The organism is Terriglobus albidus (assembly GCF_008000815.1).
GTDB lineage: Bacteria > Acidobacteriota > Terriglobia > Terriglobales > Acidobacteriaceae > Terriglobus > Terriglobus albidus_A.
Genome location: NZ_CP042806.1, coordinates 2,683,454 through 2,698,562, shown reverse-complemented (window position 1 = coordinate 2,698,562; position 15,109 = coordinate 2,683,454). Strand labels below are relative to the sequence as shown.

Annotated in this window: 14 protein-coding genes; 6 read left to right on the top strand and 8 right to left on the bottom strand. The window is 55.3% G+C overall.

The features are described 5' to 3' along the window. Positions 1–29: 29 nt before the first annotated feature. From nuoE to ndhC, 4 genes are read right to left on the bottom strand one after another with little or no spacing between them, the layout of a single operon-like run. Positions 30–494 (bottom strand): NADH-quinone oxidoreductase subunit NuoE, encoded by a 465-nt coding sequence (gene nuoE / locus FTW19_RS10720; RefSeq protein WP_147647621.1) that lies wholly within the window; start codon positions 492–494, stop codon positions 30–32. Between the two features lie 24 nt (positions 495–518). Then, a complete protein-coding gene (nuoC, locus tag FTW19_RS10715) occupies positions 519–2,264 on the bottom strand; it encodes an NADH-quinone oxidoreductase subunit C/D (RefSeq protein ID WP_147647620.1) in 1,746 nt (581 codons plus the stop codon). 17 nt (positions 2,265–2,281) lie between these two features. Then, positions 2,282–2,920 (bottom strand): NuoB/complex I 20 kDa subunit family protein, encoded by a 639-nt coding sequence (locus tag FTW19_RS10710; protein WP_147647619.1) that lies wholly within the window; start codon positions 2,918–2,920, stop codon positions 2,282–2,284. Between the two features lie 15 nt (positions 2,921–2,935). Next, positions 2,936–3,253: an NADH-quinone oxidoreductase subunit A gene (gene ndhC / locus FTW19_RS10705; RefSeq protein WP_246153746.1), complete on the bottom strand. Its 318-nt coding sequence runs from the start codon at positions 3,251–3,253 to the stop codon at positions 2,936–2,938. 237 nt (positions 3,254–3,490) lie between these two features. Between ndhC and FTW19_RS10700 the strand changes: the two genes are divergently transcribed. From FTW19_RS10700 to FTW19_RS10680, 5 genes are all read left to right on the top strand, one after another. Beyond that, positions 3,491–4,246 (top strand): succinate dehydrogenase, encoded by a 756-nt coding sequence (locus FTW19_RS10700; RefSeq protein ID WP_147647618.1) that lies wholly within the window; start codon positions 3,491–3,493, stop codon positions 4,244–4,246. After that, positions 4,243–5,970: an FAD-binding protein gene (locus FTW19_RS10695; RefSeq protein ID WP_147647617.1), complete on the top strand. Its 1,728-nt coding sequence runs from the start codon at positions 4,243–4,245 to the stop codon at positions 5,968–5,970. Before FTW19_RS10700 ends, FTW19_RS10695 begins: the two co-directional genes overlap by 4 nt. A gap of 12 nt (positions 5,971–5,982) precedes the next feature. Further along, the gene (locus tag FTW19_RS10690; protein ID WP_147647616.1) at positions 5,983–6,738 is read left to right on the top strand and encodes a succinate dehydrogenase/fumarate reductase iron-sulfur subunit; all 756 of its coding nucleotides are present in this window, start codon (positions 5,983–5,985) and stop codon (positions 6,736–6,738) included. A 16-nt stretch (positions 6,739–6,754) separates the two neighbouring features. Beyond that, entirely contained in the window at positions 6,755–7,270 is a 516-nt protein-coding gene (locus FTW19_RS10685; protein ID WP_147647615.1) for a hypothetical protein, read from the top strand. A 315-nt stretch (positions 7,271–7,585) separates the two neighbouring features. Next, positions 7,586–9,145 carry a hypothetical protein gene (locus tag FTW19_RS10680; RefSeq protein ID WP_147647614.1) on the top strand — a complete coding sequence of 520 codons (1,560 nt, stop codon included), beginning with the start codon at positions 7,586–7,588 and terminating at the stop codon, positions 9,143–9,145. A gap of 307 nt (positions 9,146–9,452) precedes the next feature. Here FTW19_RS10680 and FTW19_RS10675 read toward each other — a convergent pair whose 3' ends face one another. After that, a complete protein-coding gene (locus tag FTW19_RS10675) occupies positions 9,453–10,334 on the bottom strand; it encodes an IS3 family transposase (RefSeq protein ID WP_147647613.1) in 882 nt (293 codons plus the stop codon). After that, positions 10,331–10,732 carry a helix-turn-helix domain-containing protein gene (locus FTW19_RS10670; RefSeq protein ID WP_147647612.1) on the bottom strand — a complete coding sequence of 134 codons (402 nt, stop codon included), beginning with the start codon at positions 10,730–10,732 and terminating at the stop codon, positions 10,331–10,333. The genes FTW19_RS10675 and FTW19_RS10670 overlap by 4 nt, the downstream gene beginning before the upstream one ends. A gap of 764 nt (positions 10,733–11,496) precedes the next feature. Between FTW19_RS10670 and FTW19_RS10665 the strand changes: the two genes are divergently transcribed. Next, positions 11,497–12,324 carry an FkbM family methyltransferase gene (locus FTW19_RS10665; RefSeq protein ID WP_147647611.1) on the top strand — a complete coding sequence of 276 codons (828 nt, stop codon included), beginning with the start codon at positions 11,497–11,499 and terminating at the stop codon, positions 12,322–12,324. 639 nt (positions 12,325–12,963) lie between these two features. Here FTW19_RS10665 and FTW19_RS10660 read toward each other — a convergent pair. Together FTW19_RS10660 and FTW19_RS10655 are read right to left on the bottom strand one after the other, a co-directional pair. Beyond that, positions 12,964–13,737: a LytR/AlgR family response regulator transcription factor gene (locus FTW19_RS10660; protein WP_147647610.1), complete on the bottom strand. Its 774-nt coding sequence runs from the start codon at positions 13,735–13,737 to the stop codon at positions 12,964–12,966. After that, complete coding sequence (locus FTW19_RS10655; protein ID WP_147647609.1) at positions 13,734–14,963, bottom strand: sensor histidine kinase; 1,230 nt, start codon at positions 14,961–14,963, stop codon at positions 13,734–13,736. The genes FTW19_RS10660 and FTW19_RS10655 overlap by 4 nt, the downstream gene beginning before the upstream one ends. Between the last annotated feature and the right edge of the window lie 146 nt (positions 14,964–15,109).

The following is a 15,109-nucleotide window of genomic DNA, read 5'->3' as shown; positions in this document are numbered from 1 at the left end:
TTGCCTGTAAGAGGTTTCTCCATAGATGCCTATGTGTACTGCGTCAATATCTCTTCGATCTTCTGTTCGTTCAGATCTTCATGTAACGTTCCGTCGATCATCATGGCTGGAGCGTGATCACACGCTCCCAGGCAAACGATCGGCAACAAAGTAAATTGCCCGTCTGAAGTTGTGCCGCCAATCGGTGTGCCCAGCTTGCTGCAGAGGTGATCCCGCATTCTGTCAGAGCCCATGATCCAACACGAGACGCTATCGCAAACGAGTGCGACGTGCCGTCCCACCGGCCTCCGGCGGATCAGGTTGTAAAACGTCGCTACGCCGTCCAGGTTGGCGACGGAAAGCCGTAGGATTTCCGAGAGGTCGCGCAGTTTTTCGTCCGATACCCACCCCTGGCGCCGTTGAATGATCAGCATCGCTTCGATAGCGACGGCCTGGGTGTTTGGATAGTCGGCAAGTTTCGCGTCGATCTCCTCTCGTTCCTCAACAGTCAGCATCGTCTCACTCTCCCTTTTCTTTGTTCACCGGTCGATGTCCGCAAGCACATAATCAAGACTTCCCAGGATCGCCAGAAGGTCCGGGATCATCCATCCCCGGCACAATTGCGGCAGCATTTGCATGTGTGCAAACGATGGTGTGCGGATACGAGTCCGGTAAGACCCCGTGCCTCCATCGCTTATCAGGTAATAGCCGTTATTGCCCTTGGTTCCTTCGATCGCGGCCATGGCTTCGCCGGCCGGGATCACAGGGCCCCAGCTCACACTAAGGAAATGGTGGATGAGCGTTTCGATGTCGTGCATGGTGCGCGCTTTTGGCGGCGGTGTGGTCAGCGGATGGTCTGCGTTGCATGGACCACCCGGCATATCGTCAACGCATTGCTGGATAATCCTCAGACTTTGGCGCATCTCTTCGACGTGCACGATCGCGCGGTCGTAGCAATCTCCCGTGCGCCCGACAGGTATATCGAATTCGAGTTGGTCGTAGCAGGAATAGGGTTGTTTCTTGCGGAAATCCCAATCGAGACCGCACGCGCGCAGGTTTGGACCAGTCATGCCCCACTCAATTGCTTCCTCGATCGTGCAGCTTCCAATGCCTTTCGTGCGCGCCTTGAACAGACGATTGCGCATGACAGTGCGGTCATACTCGTCGAGTTTGGCCGGCAGGTATTGCAGAAAGTCTCGGAACAGGCGGTCCCATCCGTTTGGCAGATCCTGGGCTACACCGCCAATGCGGAACCAGTTGGGGTGCATGCGCGCACCGCAGATCGCCTCAACAATGCCGAACGCTCGCTCGCGGTCGTTGAACATATAGAACACGGGCGACATCTGGCCAAGGTCCTGTGCGAACGTGCCGTACCAGACCAGATGGCTGATGATGCGAAACAGCTCCGCCATCATGACCCGGATCATCTGTCCGCGGGGAGGCACGGTGATGCCCGCCAATTTTTCGACCGCCATCAGGTATGCGAAGTTGTTCATCACCCCGCCCAGATAATCCACGCGATCTGTGTAAGGAATATAGGTATGCCATGTCTGGCGCTCACCCATCTTCTCGGCGCCGCGGTGATGAAAGCCAATGTCGGGGATAGCATCGACAATTTCCTCGCCGTCTAACTGCAGGATGATGCGGAGAACGCCGTGCGTGCCGGGATGCTGCGGACCAATATTCAGAAAAATGAAATCGGTATCTTCGTGTTGCCGCGACATGCCCCATTCTTCGGGGCGGAACTGCAACGCTTCCTGCTCGGCATCCTGCTTTTCGTCCGGCAGAGTAAAGGGACCCATCTCCGTGGCGCGTGCCGGATGGTCCTTGCGCAACGGATGCCCCGGCCACGTCCTCGGCATGAGGATGCGCGTTAAATGCGGATGTTGGTTGAAAACGATACCAAACATATCCCACACCTCCCGCTCATACCAGTTGGCCGCGGGACAGATGTCAGTGATGGTAGGGAGTGAGAGTTGATCCTGGTCGAGCGCTACCTTCAACCGAACATATTCGTTCCGTTCAAGAGAGTAGAGGTGGTAAACAACGGTGAAGTCACTCGGCGGCTGACCATCGCGGTGGGTGCGGCCGCGTTCGTCAATTGCCGTAATATCAAAAAACATTCTGTATGGTTTTGGAATTTCGCAATGGAGCGAGCGAATAGCTTCATGGATATCGGCCTTCGAGACCCAGAATGTCGGAATTCCGTCGCAGGCAGGTTGGGGCGCAACCGTAGGGCCAAGTTCGTTCCGTAGTTCCTCATCGACAATCAGGCTGCGCATCATACATACCGCCGCTACTGCTAAACACTATCGGGAGTCCGGAGCACAGTAAGTAATTGCCGCTGTGCCTGTTTGGAGTCGCGCATCGAAGGCATATCAGGCCGCTCCACTCCTTGCGGTCCAATAACCCAACTCAGGGGCCGCTTTTCCTTTCCTATCGCATCGCGTAACAACAGAACGCCTTCCAGAAACGCGTCCGGCCGAGGTGGACATCCGGGGACATAGACGTCTACCGGGAGGATCTTATCGACCCCCTGTACCACGCTGTAGATGTCGTACATGCCGCCCGAATTGGCGCAGGACCCCATGGAAATCACCCACCGCGGCTCCATCATCTGTTCATAAAGGCGCTTGATCACCGGCGCCATCTTGATAAATGGCGTGCCTGCAATGACCATAAGATCCGCCTCTCGTGGCGTACCGCGGATCACTTCAGCGCCAAACCGCGAAATGTCATATTTGCTCGTAATGCTTGTAGCCATCTCCACGAAGCAGCAGGAGAGGCCAAAGTTGAACGGCCAGACAGAGTTCTTTCGGCTCCACGCCACAAGATCATCTACACGGGACAGAACAAGAGTTCGGCGGATCGCCTCATCAAGATTTCCATCGGCCTTTTCAGCCTGCAGAGAATCGGCAGGCCTGCTGATCGACCAGCGCATGGTACACCACCGTAACTAACTCACCATTCGTCTGCTTCCTTGTTTCCAATCAAGAGCGCCGACGCGCCACAAATAAGCGAGCGTCGCAAGCAGTACCGTAATGAATAGCAGCACCTCGGCGTAGCCAGCCCATCCGGTTTCTCGGACAGCGCCCGCCCAGGCAAATAAAAACACCGCTTCAAGATCGAAAATAACGAAGAACATCGCGATCAGATAGAACTTTGCAGAGAATCGCACACGCGCAGAACCTTCTGAGAGGATGCCAGACTCGTATGGGGAACCGGTAGCTCGATCATGGTGCCGTTGACCCAGGACAAAGGACAGGCTCAACATGACCATCACAAGCATGCCGACGAGTACGACATAGACTGCTAGCGGCCAAAGGTTCACGGTCCCCGCCCCGGTGCAACCCGCTTGCGCTGCACTGACGCGCGATTCTATACGAAACAGGTAAATAAGGCAAGATATGGCATAGCAAAACCGAATTGATCGCCCTGGAACGCTAAAAATTCCGATTTGCAACGGTACATTTTGGACTACTCTGTTACCCGACGTGAAGGGCGCCCAACGATGGGATCTTCTGCGGATCGTCGGGTCATCGGTTTCGGCACTACGTTGCGGCGAGACGCATGGTGGGTGGAACTATTGCCCGTCATCGCCGTTCTGAGCACGTTTGGAATCTATGCCACCTTCCGGGCCTTCGAAGGAAAGTTCTATGCCTGGGGACCTTACCTCTCGCCGTTTTACTCCCCGCTGATCGATCCGCAACATCACTGGTGGCGATTTTCCCCGGCACTTTTGATCCTGGCCGGCCCGCTCGGATTCCGTGCAACCTGCTACTACTATCGAAAGGCCTACTATCGAGCATTCTTCCTGCATCCCCCCGCTTGCGCGGTAAGCGAAGGAGGCAGAGGAGCGTACCGCGGCGAGACTCGTTTTCCGTTCATTCTGCAAAACCTCCATCGCTGGTTCCTTTACCTTGCTTTGGTGTTTCTCGCCATCCTTTGGTGGGACGCAATTCGCGCATTCTTTTTCCAGGATGGCTTTGGAATCGGAGTGGGCTCACTCGTCCTGCTAACAAACATAATTTTGCTCACTCTTTACACCTTCTCTTGCCACTCCCTGCGTCACCTGGCAGGGGGAAAGCTCGATTGCTTCTCTTGCACGAAGTTTGGCCCTCCGCGTCACACGGCCTGGAGCTGGCTCAGCCGCTTGAATGAGCGCCACATGCTCTTTGCATGGGTGAGCCTCTTTTCAGTGGGCCTGGCCGATCTCTACGTGCGTATGGTCTCCGCGGGTCTGCTCAAGGATATTCGGCTGCTGTGACTTCAAAATACGAAATTCACGAACACGACGTGCTCATCATAGGCGCGGGCGGCGCCGGCCTTCGCGCTGCAATTGAAGCCTTGTCCCAGGGAGTCCGCGTCGGCATCGTGTGCAAGTCTCTGCTCGGCAAAGCACACACAGTCATGGCCGAAGGCGGCATTGCCGCGGCGATGGCCAACGTGGATACATCCGACGATTGGCGTGCGCACTTTCGCGACACGATGCGCGGCGGCAAATTTCTAAACAACTGGCGCATGGCGCAGCTCCACGCTCACGAAGCCCCTGAACGCGTGCGCGAGCTGGAACAGTGGGGGGCTCTGTTTGATCGCACCGAGAACGGCGACATCCTGCAACGAGCCTTTGGTGGCCACACGTTTAAACGGCTGTGCCATGTCGGCGACCGCACCGGACTGGAGATGATTCGCACCTTGCAGGATCGCGGCGTGCACATGGGTATTGACGTATATATGGAGTGCACGGTCACACGGCTGCTCAAAGACGGCGGCCGCATCGCCGGCGCTTTCGGCTACTGGCGCGAACAGGGCCGCTTCGTCGTGTTCAGAGCGAAGTCTGTAGTCATTTGTACGGGCGGCATCGGCAAGGCCTGGAAGATTACCTCCAACTCCTGGGAATACACCGGCGACGGTATGGCGCTCGCCTATGAAGCGGGCGCCGATCTGATGGACATGGAGTTTGTGCAGTTCCATCCTACCGGCATGGTCTGGCCGCCGGGAGTGCAAGGAATCCTGGTGACCGAGGCCGTGCGCGGAGAGGGAGGCATCCTCCGTAACAAGAACGGTGAGCGTTTCATGGAACGCTACGACCCCAAAAAACTTGAACTCTCTACCCGCGACGTGGTGGCACGCTCGATCTATACCGAGGTGCGCGAGGACCGCGGCACTGAGCACGGAGGCGCCTTTCTCGACATCTCCCACAAGCCTGCCGATTATGTAAAGCGGAAGCTGCCCAGCATGTATCACCAGTTCCTGGAACTGGCGGACGTGGACATCACCAGGGAGCCGATGGAAGTGGGACCGACCTGTCACTACATGATGGGGGGTATCCGTGTCGACGCAGAGACGGCGCAGACATCCATCCCGGGGTTATTCGCAGCAGGAGAAGCCGCTGCAGGCCTGCATGGAGCAAACCGGCTTGGCGGCAATTCACTCTCCGATCTGTTGGTGTTTGGTCGACGAGCGGGACTGGCGGCTGCGGAACACGCCAGGGGAAGTGAGACACCAACGATCGATTCCTCCCATATCGAGGCAACCGTTGGGCAAATGCTCGCGCCGTTTGAGCGGCTGGATGGCGAAGGCCCCTACGCTATTCACAGCGACTTGCAGGCCACCATGCAAAGTCTTGTTGGCATCTTTCGTTGCGAGGAGGACCTTCGCCGAGCTTTGTTGGAGATCGAGACCCTGAAAGAGCGTGCGGCACGCGTGCGTGTGGAAGGCTCACGGCTCTTCAACCCAGGCTGGCACCTCGTGTGGGATCTGCACAGCATGTTGACCATAGCTGAAGCAGTGACCCGCAGCGCGCTTGCACGCCGCGAGAGCCGCGGCGCGCATAGTCGCATTGATTACCCAGCCCTGGACGACGCGTGGGGAAAGAAGCATAATGTCGTGGTCAGGAATGCCGGCACGATGACACTCATCGAAGCCCCCGTTCTTGAGATGCCAGATGAGCTGAGGCAACTGCTGGCAGAAGATAGCGGAGCGAAATAGCGGAGGCTGGCCATGGCGGAGGTCTCGTTCGCAGAAGCAACGTTGCAAATCTTCCGGGGTGACCGCGAAGACGGCAAGACCGTTGACTATCAAGTGCCCCTCGTTCCCGGGATGGTAGTGCTCGACGCGCTTCACTGGGTTCAGTCGCATCAGGCGCCCGATCTGGCCGTCCGCTGGAATTGCAAGGCGGGAAGATGCGGTTCATGCTCGGCCGAGGTCAATGGCCGGCCGCGGCTCGCCTGCAAAACACGCATGGACTCTCTTCCACTTGATCAGCCCATCACGATCTTTCCCATGAAGGCTTTCCCCGTGATCAAGGATCTGGTGACTGACGTTTCCTGGAACTTCCGCGTCAATCGGAAGATCCCTCCTTTCCAACCACGGGCTGGTGTCGTGTGGAAGATGGATCAACGGGACGTCGATCGCGTACAGGAGTTTCGCAAGTGCATCGAGTGCTTTCTTTGTCAGAATGTCTGCCACGTCCTGCGCGATCACGGCAAGCAGGAACAATTTGGTGGGCCCCGCTTCTTCGTACGAACGGCTTCCCTTGAGATGCATCCGCTCGACGGCGTCTCCCGGACATCCGTATTGAAAGAGGAGCTTGGCATCGGCCTCTGCAATATCACGAAATGTTGTACCGAGGTCTGCCCCGAAGATATCCATATCACCGACAATGCCATCATTCCGCTCAAGGAGCGAGTGGTGGACGAGTTCTATGACCCGCTGCTCATGCTCGTCCGCAAAATCCGCAGCGCAAAAAAGATCTAGGCGTGGAGGATACGCCATGGAATACAAACTCAAACGCATTTCAACGGCGGGGATCGCCGAAGCTATCGCGAAGGCGGAACTCTACCGCTCGCTTAACGAACCGGAAGAAGCGGAGTCGATCTGTCGCGATATCCTGACCATCGAACCTCAGCACCAACGCGCGTTGCGTTTACTCGGACTCGCCCTTACAGACCAGTTCACCGGAGGTGGGTCCGATCGCTACCGCGAAGCGGAACTGACCTTCCGGCAGCTCACTGACCCCTACGAACGACTCTACTACTCTGGCATTCTGTGCGAACGGCGCGCAAAAGCACAGCTCAGCGCAGGACAGCCACCGGAGATGCTGCTGGTACTTTTTGAAGAGGCCCTGCACTTTTTCGCAGAAGCTGAAAAGGTCCGTCCGGTGGGAAACGACGAGGCAATCCTTCGCTGGAATCGCTGCGTGCGCCTGCTCCAGAACCCAACGTATGTTTGGGATATATGGAAACAGGAACGTGCCTCGTTCGATGCCCAGGACGCACCACCAACCTAGGCAACATAGGCAACGTTGAAGTCATTTCCGTTTTGGAGAGTTTTGCAACTCGGCCGATGCCCGACAGAGGCTTGTTCATGACCGCGCCCTGGGTTGCGCGTCTGGGCGCGGGGATGTAGGCTCTGTCTTCGGAGTTCTCTGTCTAAAGTTCTGGTCATAAATGTTGTCATCCTGAGCAACGCGAAGGACCTGCTTTTTCAACGCTTCGGACGGCACGCTTTTCATGATTTATGTCGCGAACTTTAGATTCACCACACTAGCGCGGCTTTGAGTGGCCCTCCGCCAGGCGATGACTGAAGGGAATAAGAGGACGACTTGCTGGTTTTTACCGGTATGAGACAAAGGAGCTTTGCTGCCATTGAGCCACTCCTGAGAATCCCCGAGGGATTGCGATGGCATGCGGTCGTAGCCCTCTCCTCGGCGCTATATCTTTATCTGAACCTGTTCTCTTCGCCCAGGTTTCCGTTTCTGCTCGGCGGTGATCAGGTCTACTCCTGGATGGGAGCGCAGCGTCTCTTGGACGGACAAACAATTTATCGGGACTTCTTTCAATTCACGCCTCCCGGTACAGATTTAGTCTATGCAGGCAGTTTCGGACTCTTTGGGAACGCAATCTGGGTAACAAATGCGATTGCTTTAGCCCTTGGAGTTCTTTCAGCTTGCCTCTGCTATTCGCTATCGCGGCAGCTGATGAGTGTTGCATCTGCTCTGACTGCCACAGGCTTGTTCCTGGTCTTGATCTATGGGAAATTCCTGAACCCGACACATCACTGGTTCGCTGTATTTTTTATACTTCTGGCCGTCCGGATAGGAATGGAGTCTCTGACGATCAGAAGCAATGTGATGTCAGGCGTGCTTCTCGCGATCTCCAGCTTCTTCAATCAAGCGCACGGAGCAGCGGCTCTCATAGGTTTTGTCGTCTTCTTACTACTCAGTGGCATCCGGAGACGTGAGGCGAGAGCACATACGGCAAGACTTGTTGCGGCTCTGGTAGTCGCATTCGCGCTGGTGAATCTTTCCCTTTACGTTTACTACTTCCGTGCTGTGGGGCTCGAACGACTGTGGTTCTGTTTGGTGGAATCTGTATCTCGGTATGTCGCACAGTCTCCGAGATCGCTCGGGCTTCCAGGTCCGTTGACATTGTCTAACGTTCCGAGAATGTTGCCCTTCCTGCTGGTCTACTCGCTGGTGCCACTAGTCTACGGCTTCGCTCTCTGGAAGTGCTCACGGGCGTACAAGGACAACCTATTCCCGTGGAACTCGATTACATTACTGAGCCTGTGTGGGCTCTCGCTGCTCCTTGAGGTCGCAGCGAGTATCAACGTGCTAAGGCTCTTCGCAATCGCAATGCCTGCGGTCATTTTGTTTGTCTGGATGTTAGGAGAGCTCTCGTTTCCGGAGCGAACACTTTCAGTCGTTGCTTTCGGTGTCATAGTTGCCCTGGGCGGACATCAGGTAGTCGCAAAGCATATCGCGTGTAGTGCTAAAGGCCAACTGCCTGGAGGACGGGTTGCAACAACCCCAGAAGCATTCGACGAATTGCGAGTATTGGCTCAACAGACGAAGCCAGGAGAATATTTCCTCGAAGCGGGATGGCCCGGCGCGTATCTGCCATTGGAGCTAAGGAATCCACTGTACCTGCCCACTCTGTCGCGTTGGGACTCTACGCGACCAGAGGACATTGAACCCGCCATTCAGCAGATGGAGGCTAAGCATGTGAAATTTATCCTTTGGAACGAACATCTTGATGAACGATGCTCATTCTTCAGCTGTAAGGATTACCTCTCACCAGCTCGAAACTACCTGACGCGCTCTTTTCGGTCACTGCATACCTTCCCAAACGGTGACGTCCTTTGGCAAAGGCGCGGCAATTGACGACTGCATAATAAATTTCTGGAAAACAGCCAGATGGACCTGATTGGACATCAAACGATATTTAAGAAATGACACCCTGTATTGCTGCATGTTTTCCTGCAACAAACTCCGGTACACGGCCCGATCTTCATCGTGCTCCAGTATGTACCGTCTCGCGTTGCCACACTGCGTTCCTTAAAATCCGCAGTTGCGAAAGCGACGTGGGGAAACCGGGGAGGGGATCTGGGGACAGGGAAACCTGGAGACAGACGGGTGGAGTGCACCCCTGAGGTGAGACACAGTAATCTGGGGACAGGCAGGTTAGTAGTTATGGGTTGGCGCTGAGAGCTACGGTGGTGGAAGTAGCGGAGAGCGAGGCAAGCTCGAACTCTACTGGTGATAGATAGTCGAGAGCAGAGTGGAGCCGATGGCGGTTATAGACGTCTTCGATGAAGCGGCGCATGGCGGATCTGGCATGTTGGATATTGCGATAGGAAGTGGCGTTGACTTCTTCCGCCTTGAGGGTTTTCATGAAGCTCTCGGCCATGGCGTTGTCGTAGGGACATCCTGGGCGGCTCATACTCGGTTGTATCCCCGCGGCCTGCAGGCGTGTGATGTAGTCACCACAGGCGTATTGGATACCCCGGTCTGTGTGGTGAACAAGTTCGCCAGGCGCGATCTTGCGATCACTTAGGGCCATCTCTAACGCTCCCAGCGCTAGGTTCGCGGTGAGCTGATTTCCCAACGCCCACCCCACGACCTTGCGGCTGAACGCATCCAGCACGACAGCCAGATACACGAAGGCCTCCGCCAGATGGACATAGGTGATATCTGCTACCCACAGCCGATTAGGGCCCATGGGAGTTATGTGCCGCGCTAGATTCGGCCATACCCGCCAACGATGATTGGAGTCTGTTGTCGCAGGGCGGAACGCAGCTTTGCGCAGGCATAACAGGTTGTCCTCCCGCGTGACCCGTATCAGCCGTTTGTGGTTGACCACACGCCCTTCCCGCCGCAGAAGAGCTCCTATTCTCCTGTAGCCATAAGTACGATGGGCCAGAGCCAGGCGGTGTATCGTGTCTCGCAGCTCTGTCTCTTCACCCGGCGGCGCTGACTTTTCCCAGTCGCGATAGAAGCTCGCCCGGCTCACGCCGGCCAGCTTGTACATCCCCTCCACCGATCTCGATGGAGAGCCTTGCGGTAGCGTCATCGTCTGGATGCTGGCGAAGATGCTGTTGCGCCACGCGCGCTGTTTCGCTGCCGTGGAGCCTCGATGTGCCGCAAGGCTTGTTTGAAAAAATCCAGATCCAACTGCTGCTGGCCTATCTTGCGCTCCAACTCTGCGATCTTGCGCCGCGCCTGGGCTAACTCGCTGGCTTCTTCCTCGCCGTGCTCACGCTTCAGCAGTTCCGTCTTCGATGGGCGGCCAGACTTCCTTCGAAAGGCCTTCTCTCCATCCTGCCGAACAGCATCGCGCCAACGATAGAGCAGGGTTCGCTTCACTGCCAGTTCTACCGACAACGCACTGCTGCTCTCGCCAGCCTCCATTCGCTTTACTGCCCGCAGCTTGAACGACCGGCTGAACGCCCTTTTCTCTTCCTGGGACATCGCTCCTCTTTCGATTCGCCTGTCCCCAGATTACTGTGTCTCACCTCAGGGGTGCACTCCACGGGACGTAACCATAATTTGGAATTGGAGTACAGGATCCTGTCCGCCGTGTCTGCCGATTTCACTATTATTTTCAAATATTTACAACAAATCATCCGCGAAATGTGCAAATCCAAGTGGTCAAATGGCCTGCAGAAATGGAACGAATGAGCTGGGTTCCCAAACGCAACTCATATCTTGGGAGGTACAGAAGAGACTCTTGCTTCAGCTCCACTCCGTCACGCTTTGCGGCTTTCTGAGCACCCGCTACGACTGATATCCATACTCAGTCGCAATGGGCGGCGCGACTTCCTCCCAGAAGAGGGTGCGGTTTCATACCTTCCCCATGCGCAAGCAAAGACCGCCCAACTCCGGAAAAACGCTACGTCGGCAGCCGTGATTTTCGTATTGCAGAACAATTCTTGAACGAAAAAACGTATAGCTGCAGAAGTCACATTGGAACTTCTTCAGCAACTGACCTACTGATTCACAGGAGGGTTTACGAGGATTTACAATCATCGGCGTTCCAATCAGTGTGGGTAGCACCAACCTATGGACTGTCATCATGCCAGTTTGACCACCAATACCACGACGTTCACACCGTCGTTCGCCATCCCGGGGTCGCTCGTCAGCCCGAATGGAACCCAGTCACCGGCCGCGCTCGATCCGGCGATTGGTTTTCCGAATCTTGACGGAGATCGCGGGCACATGAGGAGAGCACTTTCATGAGGGCCGTGAAGCTGATAAAGAAGATCTGGACTGCAGGAAGAATATTCCGAGACAAGGGATTTTCCGGAGTTATGGATATGATCCGGAGGAAAGCAGAGTTATCGCAAAAACTTTTAGCCACGAAACACATAACCACAATCACTCTCGATGGCTGTACGTTTGACCTGAAGCGCCTGCCCAATACCCCCATGAAACTGGCGCTACTGGAGCAGGACTATGAAGCCTTTGAGCGGCGTGCTGTGATGCGTTACGTGAATAGCAATGAGCCGGTGATCGAGTTGGGCGGCTGTATCGGCGTCGTAGCCTGTATTACGAATCGTTTGCTCACGAATCCCAAAATGCATATTGTCGTCGAGGTCAACCCCAATGCGATCCCCATCCTGGAAGATAGTCGACGCCGCAATCAATGCAAATTCGAGATATTGAACGAAGCAATCGCATATCATGCAGACTCCATAACGTTCAATCCGGCTAGCGATCTATGGTCCAATGCTTTAGCGCAGTGGAATGGAGAAGCGAAAGTAACCGTTCCTACCACTCGTTTGCAGGATATTGTGAATCAGCGGGGGTTCACCTCCTTCACTCTTATTTGCGACATCGAGGGTCACGAGTACGATCTATTGCTCAATGAAACAGAAGTATTGCAGAAGGTGAATACCCTAATCCTTGAGACCCATGCAAGGATCATCGGGGAAGATAAGACCGCGGAAATACTCCGCAAGCTCGAAAACGCCGGGTTCCGAACGATTGATCAGGATTCGTTTGTCGTTGTCATGGCCCGCGACGGGCACCCATTGAAAAATGCTCCTCAGAGTGCTGCATGAGCTGACGCGCGATTTTGCAGCTCGAACGCCTATCTTAGGGCTAGGCTATCCTTCCCCTTTCTAATTCACCAAACCACTCATTTCGTAAGCTCACGGGTAGACGATTCCTCCTCACAGGCAATATCGTGATCACGATACCCAGCAACAGGGAATAATGCGCTACGCTGGAGATCTAGCATTCAAGAAAGAGTCCCTACCAATGTGACCGGGGTCTGATAACCACAATTGGCCGTCACTATCTAGCTCTAACTTCTATTCGGCTACTGGATTCACTTGAACGTGTGTAAGGATTGCGTCGCATTGAGGGATCTCGATACACTCAGCTTCGCTCCTTCGCATGATATTCCAATTTTTCCCCAATGAATTCGAGCCAATTCTGTGGTGACATGCCAGCTAGCAACGTTGCGTCATGTGGTGCCCGGAGGGGGACTTGCCCCCCACGTCGCTTTCGCACCTGCGGATTTTAAGTCCTCTGTGTCTGCCGATTCCACCATTGTTTTCAATGGCTCGAGCAATCACTCAGATATGTAAAAAAAACGTGTAAATCTGCGGCTCAAAATGAGCGGAGTGATCGCCAAAGGCCGGCGCCTGTAATCGCATGTCAGAGATACATTGCTCTGCGCTCTTGAACCACGGGGTTCAGGCATGCCGGTTACGTATGAGTGCATGTATCACCTCACGGTACTGCCTTCCGACTGGTAGCCGTATCCCGTTCCGCAATTCGACTTCATAGCCTCCGCCTGTCAGTGAACTGACGGCGATCATGCGGGAGAGATTGATGATGTGGCCGCGATGTGTTCTGACAAAGAGATTCCCGTCAAGCCGGCTCTCCAGGCTGCTTAGTGTTTCTGGCAGGATATGGGTACGATTTCCGCAATGCAGCACGATATAGTTGTTCGCCGATTCCACCCAATCAATGCATTCCACCGGAATAAACTCGAACCTTCCGTCATGCTTCACCACAATGCGCTGCTGCAAATTTTGTTGCTGTGCCTCCACCAAGCGTTCGAGCCGTTTGATCAGCACCATAGCCTCAAGCCGCCGGTCGATGGCTTTATCGATGCTTTGCCGCAACCTGCTTTCGTCGAACGGCTTGAGGACGTAATCAATCGCGTTCACCTCGAACGCTCTAATTGCATACTGATCGAAAGCCGTAACAAAGATGACCGGAGGCATCTGTCGGGACCCTATGTGACGAACAACATCGAAGCCTGTGCCATCGGGCAACTGTACATCGAGCAGGACCAGGTCCGGGGCGCAGAGCAGCGTCGCATCCACCGCTTCCGCAACCGAGCCGGCCTCACCAACGATCTCGATCTTCCCATAGCCGTGCAGGTCCCTACGAATTCCGGAACGGATACGTGGTTCGTCATCCACAATGAGCAACCGAATGATTTCTCGACAAGAGGTCATGCTGCCTGCTCCTCCCGAAAATGCAGTGGGATTGCGATGCGCACCTCAGTGCCGCCCTGCGGAGGTTTACACATGGAAAACGAATGCCGTTCGGGATACATCTTGGCGAGACGTTCGCACGTGGACCCAAGCCCCACCCCCATCTTCATCCGGTGCGGATCCCTGGGCCCGACGCCGTTATCTGTCACTGTGAGGATAAGGCTGCTTCCCTTGCTCTCTCCTGAGATGGTAATCACGCCGTTCCGCTTAATCTCCCGCAGGCCATGGAGGATGGCGTTCTCGACGATGGGCTGTAGCAGAAAGCTCGGCACCATCGCCTGATGTGACTCCGCATCGATGTCAAAGGTCACCTGCAATCTGCTGCCGAACCGCATCTGCTCCATCGCCACATAGATCTGCGTAAGTTCGATCTCTTCGAGCAGCGAATTCTCTGGCTGCGAGTCATTGCGAAGGACGGCACGAAGCAGATCCCCCAGATGAACGACCATGCGGTTCGCCAGCTTTGGATTCTCTGCGATCAACACTGAGATGTTCTGCAGGCTGTTGAAGAGGAAGTGTGGATTCAACCTTGAACGCAGTACCTCAAGCTGTGCCTGATTGAGGCTGGCCTCGAGCCGCGACTTCTCCAGGTCCAGTTGGACCGAACGGCGTTCCTGCTCATGGAGCTGAAAGCGGGTACGAAGAAAGTAGCCCGTTGCAACGCTGCACCAATAGACAATTTCAGCGGCTGGGAACTCTATCACCAGGCTCAGAGCACGTCGTGGGTATACGATGTGTCCGCGCAGGACCGACGACACGATCAGAAACGAAAACAACATCGACGAAGCCCCGAGCACACTGATGGGCACGCTCAGCATAGCCAGGTACGACAGATGCTTTAAGCCCTTACGATCACCCAGGGGAAACTTATTCTCGAGGCGGAAGATGAGCGGTGTAAGGACAGCCCAGGGCAAATAGCACGAGATATATCGCAGTCTGCCGATGAAATCATGCACGTACGGCTTGGGCGGAAAGACGTAATTCCAGACATAGAGCAACGTGCTGATCGATGTCCAGATCAGCAGCATGCGGCCAAAGCCGGGATTCCACCATACCGGCTGGAAATCATTTCTGGCTTTGGCTTGCTGCCCGCTCCGTTCGCGGGATGTTGTTGGTGCTGCTGCAGTCGTAACGGAGCGACCGAGTGCCAGCGGCAACTCCATGTTGAGCGAGTGAGGATCTGTCATTCCTTAACCTCTTTACGAGACTTCCGGGGCAAGTTCGGGCGATTTGGCGAACGTCCGCAAATTCACGGCAAACGACAAGATTTGGCGCTTCAACAGCTCTTACACGTTGGGTATTCGCTTTCTTCGGTTCGATCGACTCGCCGGGA

Coding starts and splice junctions, on each gene's coding strand:
- nuoE (WP_147647621.1), bottom strand. CDS start 494: ATGCTGACTGTTGAGGAACGAGAGGAGATCGACGCGAAACTTGCCGAC.
- nuoC (WP_147647620.1), bottom strand. CDS start 2,264: ATGATGCGCAGCCTGATTGTCGATGAGGAACTACGGAACGAACTTGGC.
- FTW19_RS10710 (WP_147647619.1), bottom strand. CDS start 2,920: ATGCGCTGGTCGATCAGCAGGCCTGCCGATTCTCTGCAGGCTGAAAAG.
- ndhC (WP_246153746.1), bottom strand. CDS start 3,253: ATGTTGAGCCTGTCCTTTGTCCTGGGTCAACGGCACCATGATCGAGCT.
- FTW19_RS10700 (WP_147647618.1), top strand. CDS start 3,491: ATGGGATCTTCTGCGGATCGTCGGGTCATCGGTTTCGGCACTACGTTG.
- FTW19_RS10690 (WP_147647616.1), top strand. CDS start 5,983: ATGGCGGAGGTCTCGTTCGCAGAAGCAACGTTGCAAATCTTCCGGGGT.
- FTW19_RS10685 (WP_147647615.1), top strand. CDS start 6,755: ATGGAATACAAACTCAAACGCATTTCAACGGCGGGGATCGCCGAAGCT.
- FTW19_RS10675 (WP_147647613.1), bottom strand. CDS start 10,334: ATGACGCTACCGCAAGGCTCTCCATCGAGATCGGTGGAGGGGATGTAC.
- FTW19_RS10670 (WP_147647612.1), bottom strand. CDS start 10,732: ATGTCCCAGGAAGAGAAAAGGGCGTTCAGCCGGTCGTTCAAGCTGCGG.
- FTW19_RS10665 (WP_147647611.1), top strand. CDS start 11,497: ATGAGGGCCGTGAAGCTGATAAAGAAGATCTGGACTGCAGGAAGAATA.
- FTW19_RS10660 (WP_147647610.1), bottom strand. CDS start 13,737: ATGACCTCTTGTCGAGAAATCATTCGGTTGCTCATTGTGGATGACGAA.
- FTW19_RS10655 (WP_147647609.1), bottom strand. CDS start 14,963: ATGACAGATCCTCACTCGCTCAACATGGAGTTGCCGCTGGCACTCGGT.